At 68.8% G+C, this 596-nt stretch carries 1 protein-coding gene and 1 pseudogene; one reads left to right on the top strand and one right to left on the bottom strand.

From position 1 onward, the window contains the following. Positions 1 to 320 (top strand): annotated as a pseudogene (locus tag G4D86_RS51815) (hypothetical protein); the annotation flags it as partial. A gap of 40 nt (positions 321 to 360) precedes the next feature. Here the strand turns inward: G4D86_RS51815 and G4D86_RS51810 are convergent. After that, positions 361 to 596, bottom strand: a 236-nt coding sequence (locus G4D86_RS51810) for a lysoplasmalogenase family protein (RefSeq protein ID WP_240360979.1), incomplete at its 5' end; no start/stop codon positions are given.

Raw genomic sequence — 596 nt, 5'->3', positions numbered from 1 at the left:
ACTACGCCCGCGTCTGGAATGACGGCCTCAACTGGTATCTGGGCGGCAGTCTGTCGGGAGAGGGTGGCGCCCGGGCCCGGTGTGTGGACGTGCCCACGGACCAGGGGTCCTGGCTTTACGGCGCCGGCGACCCGGGTGGCTTCACGGCGAACATGACCTACGACCCGGGTGGCGTGGCCTGCATGCTCACCGGCGTCGGTGGCCACTTCACGGCCAACAGCTACACCGATGGCGTGTCCATCGACTACAACGCTGGCACCCGGTACTGGGAGATGACGGTCGTCAACGGCAAGCGCGGCTGGAGCTCCTGCGTCAAGTAGTCCCTCCTCGTGAACAAGGGGGGCTGATCGAGGGGATCGCTCACGGGAGCGAGGCTCTGGGCGCCGGGCGGACGCCTCCACTCAGGGCCTCGCGAGCCGAGACGGCGATACAGGCTTGCGCGGCCCAGTAAAGCAACATGATGGCGTAGCTCGCGCCGGGCAGTGGGCGCACGAAGTGCTTCACGGCGAGCAGCCCATCACTGGCGGCGAACATCAGCGCGCCCGCGAGCGCAATCCACTGCGCTCGCCGCGCCAGCACCGGGCTCCCCACCCTGG

Source organism: Pyxidicoccus caerfyrddinensis, assembly GCF_010894405.1.
GTDB lineage: Bacteria > Myxococcota > Myxococcia > Myxococcales > Myxococcaceae > Myxococcus > Myxococcus caerfyrddinensis.
Note: the sequence above shows the minus strand (reverse complement) of the source record. Positions and strands in the feature narration are given on the sequence as shown.